Here is a 5,827-nt window from a genome sequence, read left to right on the forward strand (position 1 = left end):
AAGTGAGATATATTTTTATCACCTTTCTCCTGGTTTCGGTGATGCTGGGTGGAAATACGCTTCTGGCTCAGGATATCCAGCAGAGAAAGGGGTTCTCCGTGAAGATCACAGAGCCGGCGGAGGGAAGCTATCTCTTCGGCAAGGTGAGGATCAGTGCTGATGTTCAGATCGACGATCCACAGTACCTAGACAGAGTGGAGTTCTTCGCTGGCGATAAGCTCATCTTCGTCGACAGGGATTTCCCTTTCCAGTGCTATCACAACTTCGGCAGCATCTCGAAATCATGGGTCATCAGAGTTGTCGCCTACCACAGAGAGGACGTCAGCGTCTCCGACTTTCTCATAAGCAGGAAACTCGAGGTCCATTACACGGAGTACGTAAACAGGGTAATCTTGAATGCCACGATCGTCGATAAGAACGGTATCTTCGTTAAGGAGCTCCAGAAGGAAGATCTCATCCTCTACGAAGATGGGGTACCGCAGAAGATCCTGGACTTCTATAACGAGACGCGGCCCATCCTGATGGCGCTCCTCATCGACACGAGTGGAAGCATGCAGGACAACATGAAGGAAGTTCAGAAGGCAGCCTGCATGTTTATAGACACCCTGAGGAATGAAGACCAGGCACTCGTCATCGATTTTGATGAGAAGGTCTTTCTCCTTCAGGGCTTAACCAGCAAAAAGGATGCGCTGAAGGAAGCCATCAACAGCACGACTGCCATCGGTGGAACTGCCATCTACGACGCACTTCACGCTGCTTACCGTAAGTTGAACAGGATAGACGGGAGGAAGGCCATTATACTCCTGTCCGATGGCGAGGATACGGAGAGTTTAGTGGATTTCAAGAGAATCATCGAAGAGGCGAAAGTCTCCGATGCAACCATATATTCAATCGGCCTCGGACTGACTCTCGGGACAGCGGGTCGCTCCGTTCTTAGAGAATTCGCGGAAGAGACTGGAGGAAAGGCCTTCTTCACTGCGAAAGCGAGTGAGCTCGAATCCATCTATGAATCAATAGCCGACGAGCTCAGGATGCAGTATTACATCACCTACTTCTCGGCGATCCCGGCCTGGGAGGGTCAATGGGTCAAGCTCAAAGCAGAAGCAAAGAATAAAGACTATGCAGTCCGAACGAAGAAGGGGTTCTTCGCCGTGAGGAAGGCTATTCTCCAGGAGGAAGAGGCCTCTCAGAAGGAATCAGCTCTGAAGGAGAATACCGGTAGTTCTGAGGCTGCGAAACCATGACGGCCTGGATCTTCAGATCGCCATCAAGATCGAGAGGAAACCTGAGCGGCAGGTGCCCGATGGCCGATACAGTTGCATCTAACAGTCGCGCCTGAACATTCTCGACTTTCACATACCCAGCGTTGTCCGAATAAAGCCGGATGGGATTCCTTTCACCATTGAAATCTCTGAGCAGAAATTCCGCATCGGGAAGAGGATTTCCATCCTTTGAGACGACTCGCCCTTCTATCCTGAACACAGGCCCCTCACCATGTTTAGCAACTTTCTCTGAAGGAACTTTATCTTCTCTCATGTTACTTGCGCTCCAATGTCTTATGCTTCCGATCGCCCCTGATGAAGGAGTTGCCTTCAGCTCTATGACCGTCTTAAAAGGTGACCGGACATTCACGTTGGTTTTTCCGATAGGGAGATACATTTCCTTTAAGAGATCGACGCCATAGATTCCCTCTGGAATCTTTGCAAAGCTCCACCTTCCCTCGGAATCAGTCGCTGTTATGAAGAGGATCCTGCCCCCTTCAAATGTAAGCTTCACAGTCGCCCCGACGACGTTGTTCATCCTTGAAACGTAGTACCTGCCGCCGATCCATCCCTTCCCTTTCAATGTTTCTTCCTGGCTCGAAGCACTCGGTGGCGCTAAGGACGATAAGAGCTCTATGGAAAAAATGGCGGAAACTATCAAAGCGGTAGACATTATTCGAACCACAAAGTTTGTTCGAGTCATGCATCCCTTTTCGGTTCTCATTGATGAATGAGAATATATATCTTAAAATTGGCTACCGCAAATCAGTTTTGCGGGATAATGGAAAGTCCGGGCGACACTGGTCCGGATCGAAAGCCGGAATGGAGATCAGCGTCAAAGAATTGCAAGAAAGGATCGAGAAGGCGTATGCCATTCTTGGAGATTGCGCTCTCTGCCCGCGCAGGTGCCGGGTCAACAGGCTTGATGGGGAAGTGAAGTTCTGCGGAATCGGAAGGGAAGCCATCGTCTCTTCCTTCGCGCCTCATTTCGGGGAAGAGCAACCGCTTGTCGGCTTCCATGGTTCGGGGACGATCTTCTTTGCAGGCTGTAACCTCCTCTGCTCTTTCTGCCAGAACTACGACATCAGTCATGGCCGTGAAGGGAGGGAGTTCCAGGCAGAACAGATCGCCGCCATGATGCTCTCCCTCCAGAGGCTCGGCTGCCACAACATCAACTTCGTCACGCCAACGCATGTGACTCCTCAAATCATGAAGGCGATCCTCTTCGCCATCGAGAACGGCCTCAACATCCCATTCGTCTATAACTGTGGTGGATACGAATCTGTTGAGACGCTCAGACTCCTCGACGGAGTGATTGACATCTACATGCCCGACATGAAGTATTCCGACTCGAATGTAGCCGAAGAATTGTCGAATGCTCCCGATTATCCAGAAGTCTCGCGCGACGCACTGAAGGAAATGCATCGTCAGGTCGGCGATCTCTCCATGGATAAAAGAGGGATCGCCAAGAAGGGCCTCCTCATCAGACACCTTGTCATGCCGGAAGGAAAGGCGGGTACGGGAGATACGATGAGGTTCATCGCCACTGAGATATCGATGGATTCCTACGTCAACGTCATGGACCAGTACCACCCCTGCTACCAGGCTCATCGTATCAAGGGACTGGATCGTCGCATCACCAGCGATGAATATGAAGAGGCCATCACCATCGCCCGAAAATATGGACTTTACAGAGGATTTTAAGTGCATTTTCTCGGAACATTGATATTAAAGTACACACTTACTACACTTAGGATTTAAGGCATCTGATCATGGTTGAGGTAAAATTCATAGCCGACTGCATGCTCGGAAAACTCTCCAAATGGATGAAGATACTCGGTTTCGACACCGAGTATCACCGGGTCATCAGCGACGATGAGCTCCTGGAAAAGGCTATCAGGGAGAAGCGGATCCTTCTCACGAGGGACAGGAACCTCGTGAAGAGGAAAAAGTTGAAAGAGTATATCCTGATCGAGAGCGAGGTTCCCATCGAGCAGGTCAAGCAGATCCTGAAAGACAGGAGGCTGAAGCTGGACGAATCCAATCTGCTGAGCCGCTGCCTCATCTGCAACGTCAGGATCAAGCCGATCCGCAGGGAAGAGGTCAGAGATTTAGTTCCCCCCTACGTCTACAGGACCCAGAAAGACTTCTCACGCTGCCCTGAATGCGAGAGGATTTACTGGGGAGCCACACACCGCGACAACATCCTCCTCAAGCTCAAAGAAAAACTTAACATAATTTCGCTTCTCTTCCTCTTTTTCGGCTCATCCGCTTCTTTTCTCACTTTCCTATCTTTTCTCTTTCTCATCTTTTCTTTCTATCTAATGCCGGTTCCCACGTTTTCATTTCCCTGTACACCAGCGGCGATGCCGGATGAACTTGCCTATCTGAAGCATCTTCGGAATGCCGGGATCCATGCGGAAGCCCAGGAGTGGGACAATGAGGAGCCTTTTTTTCATATCTGATATGTTGACACGATTCCCCTGTTGAAGTAAAGTTTAATCAATTTTCCGCATCGAAGGAAGCCGGAATAGGGGATGAATCTTGAATTTTCTCAAGAAAGGAGTCCCGGATGTTTCATCAGAGAAAAATCTATCAAAGAAGGATGACTTGTCGAGTAAGTGTACCCCTACCCGGCAGAGAGAGGAAAATGGCAATATACCTATTCCTCGCACTTCTCGTCATCAGCCTGTTCTTCTCAATGTTCATCTTTGCCGGAAAGACGGCCGAGAAAGCAAGTAAGAAGTCATACGAGCTCAAGAACTGGATCGACGGTCCGGTTCGTTATCTTGCTACATTCAACGAGACAAAAGAGTTCAAATCTCTCAGGACCGACAGAGAGAGAAATCACTTCATCTATAAATTCTGGCAGAGGAGAGACCCTTCTCCCCTGACCATCAAGAATGAGTTCAGGGAACAGTACTGGGAACGCGTCATATACACCAATCAGATGTTCGAAGAGTCTACCAAACCTGGATGGATGACCGACCGGGGGAAGATCTACATCATGGCAGGCCCGCCTAACCAGAAAGAGTACATCGATAATCCCGATGCCTCCATCAGCATGGATGACATGCGATCGATGGGCAGCTCAGGGCACAGGGGGATCGAACGCTGGACCTATCAGGGACTTCCCGGAGTGAAGGGGTCTCCCCTGATCGTAGTTGCATTCTATAAGGATGCAACGGGGGAATTCAAGCTGAGTTATAATCCTGATCACTTCGACGAAGTAGCTCCGGGACTTATTGCTCAAAGCGAACGTTACCCGGATCCTGCTGACTTCGACATCGAAGGGACCTCTGCGGCTTCTCCAAATCAGGGGCAGATGCAATCGGAAGATGATCGAGAGAGGATGAGGGTTTTCACGGAACAATCCGAAGAGATCGAGAAGTTCAAAGCCATCACACAGTTCCAGTTTGACCTCGCCGAGATCACCGACACGCCACAGGAAGAAGACCTGCTCAAGGAGAGGGTCACAACCTTTGAGTTCTACGAGCCGGCATCGAAGAACATCACGACGTCAGTCTTTCAAGACATAAACGGTCAGCCGTATCTGAACATCTCCGTCCAGGCCAACCTGAAGAATTATTACAAGGGGGAGATCCCGGATAAGACCGTCCTTCCTTTGAGCCTCTTCGGGAATTTGAGAGACGTGGCCAACCCACAGAACGAGTTCCTATTCACAAGCGATCACTTCGTCCCCAATCATTTGGTCCGAGATCGAGACGAAGTTCGCCTGACATCCTCCCTGACCATCCCTCCCGGAATATACAACGCCGTCGTCGGGATCCAGGAGCTTCTGGGGGGAAAGATAAGCATTTTCTCCAACAGGATTGAGATTCCTTCCTTCAAGAAAGACGAGATCACGATGAGCGACATCGTTCTGGCAAGCAGGATCGAGGAAACCGGAAGAAGCACTGCCTCATCGCTATCGCCCATCCCCGGCAATCTGAAAGTGTCGCAGAAGGTGAATGCCGTTTACAGGAAGAACGAAGAGTTTGTCATTTACTTCCAGATATACGAGGCAGTTAAAAGTCCCGCGACGGGCAAGCCTGATCTTGAAATCTCCTATCAGTTCCACATCTGGAGGAATAACGCTTTCCAGAAGATAGGGAAGCCTCTCGTCCTTAAGAACATCGACACGCAGGAACGCGGCAGGTCCTTCCCGCTTGAGAAGTGGCCTTCCGGGAAGTTCAAGATTGAGATCACCGTGAAAGACAGTGTCACCGGGCTCACCCATACAAAAGAGGCCTCCTTCGATGTCATCGATTGAGACAAAAAACATCTCATACATCTTTCAATCTGAATCTCTCTTCTTCTTTGGGAGAATCCAACCAACAACCATGTTCAGGCATGTGAATAAAACGCTCCCAAGCAAAAATGCCAGGATCCCTTCCATATGAAATTGCGGGATGAACATCGAAACAAGCCAGAGCATGAGCCCATTTATAATAAAGTAGAACAATCCCAGGGAGAGCAGTATCACTGGCAATGACACAAGAACAACGATGGGCTTGATGAAAAGGTTGATGATTCCCAAGACCAGGCCGGCAAGGAGCAGTGTA

6 protein-coding genes are annotated in these 5,827 nt (G+C 49.8%); 4 read left to right on the plus strand and 2 right to left on the minus strand.

Translation table 11 applies throughout. The features are described from left to right. Positions 1-1,244, plus strand: a 1,244-nt coding sequence (locus tag AB1756_08230) for a VWA domain-containing protein (GenBank protein ID MEW5807315.1), incomplete at its 5' end; no start/stop codon positions are given. Here AB1756_08230 and AB1756_08235 read toward each other — a convergent pair. Then, complete coding sequence (locus AB1756_08235; protein ID MEW5807316.1) at positions 1,162-1,845, minus strand: carboxypeptidase-like regulatory domain-containing protein; 684 nt, start codon at positions 1,843-1,845, stop codon at positions 1,162-1,164. The genes AB1756_08230 and AB1756_08235 overlap by 83 nt on opposite strands. A 239-nt stretch (positions 1,846-2,084) precedes the next feature. Between AB1756_08235 and AB1756_08240 the strand changes: the two genes are divergently transcribed. From AB1756_08240 to AB1756_08250, 3 genes are all read left to right on the plus strand, one after another. After that, a complete protein-coding gene (locus tag AB1756_08240; protein MEW5807317.1) occupies positions 2,085-2,966 on the plus strand; it encodes a radical SAM protein in 882 nt (293 codons plus the stop codon). Positions 2,967-3,034: 68 nt separating this feature from the next. Beyond that, positions 3,035-3,727: a Mut7-C RNAse domain-containing protein gene (locus AB1756_08245; GenBank protein MEW5807318.1), complete on the plus strand. Its 693-nt coding sequence runs from the start codon at positions 3,035-3,037 to the stop codon at positions 3,725-3,727. Positions 3,728-3,912: 185 nt separating this feature from the next. Beyond that, the gene (locus AB1756_08250; protein ID MEW5807319.1) at positions 3,913-5,535 is read left to right on the plus strand and encodes a GWxTD domain-containing protein; all 1,623 of its coding nucleotides are present in this window, start codon (positions 3,913-3,915) and stop codon (positions 5,533-5,535) included. A 24-nt stretch (positions 5,536-5,559) separates the two neighbouring features. Here the strand turns inward: AB1756_08250 and AB1756_08255 are convergent. Beyond that, positions 5,560-5,827, minus strand: a 268-nt coding sequence (locus AB1756_08255; GenBank protein MEW5807320.1) for a phage holin family protein, incomplete at its 5' end; no start/stop codon positions are given.

This window comes from Acidobacteriota bacterium (assembly GCA_040752675.1).
Taxonomy (GTDB): domain Bacteria; phylum Acidobacteriota; class Polarisedimenticolia; order JBFMGF01; family JBFMGF01; genus JBFMGF01.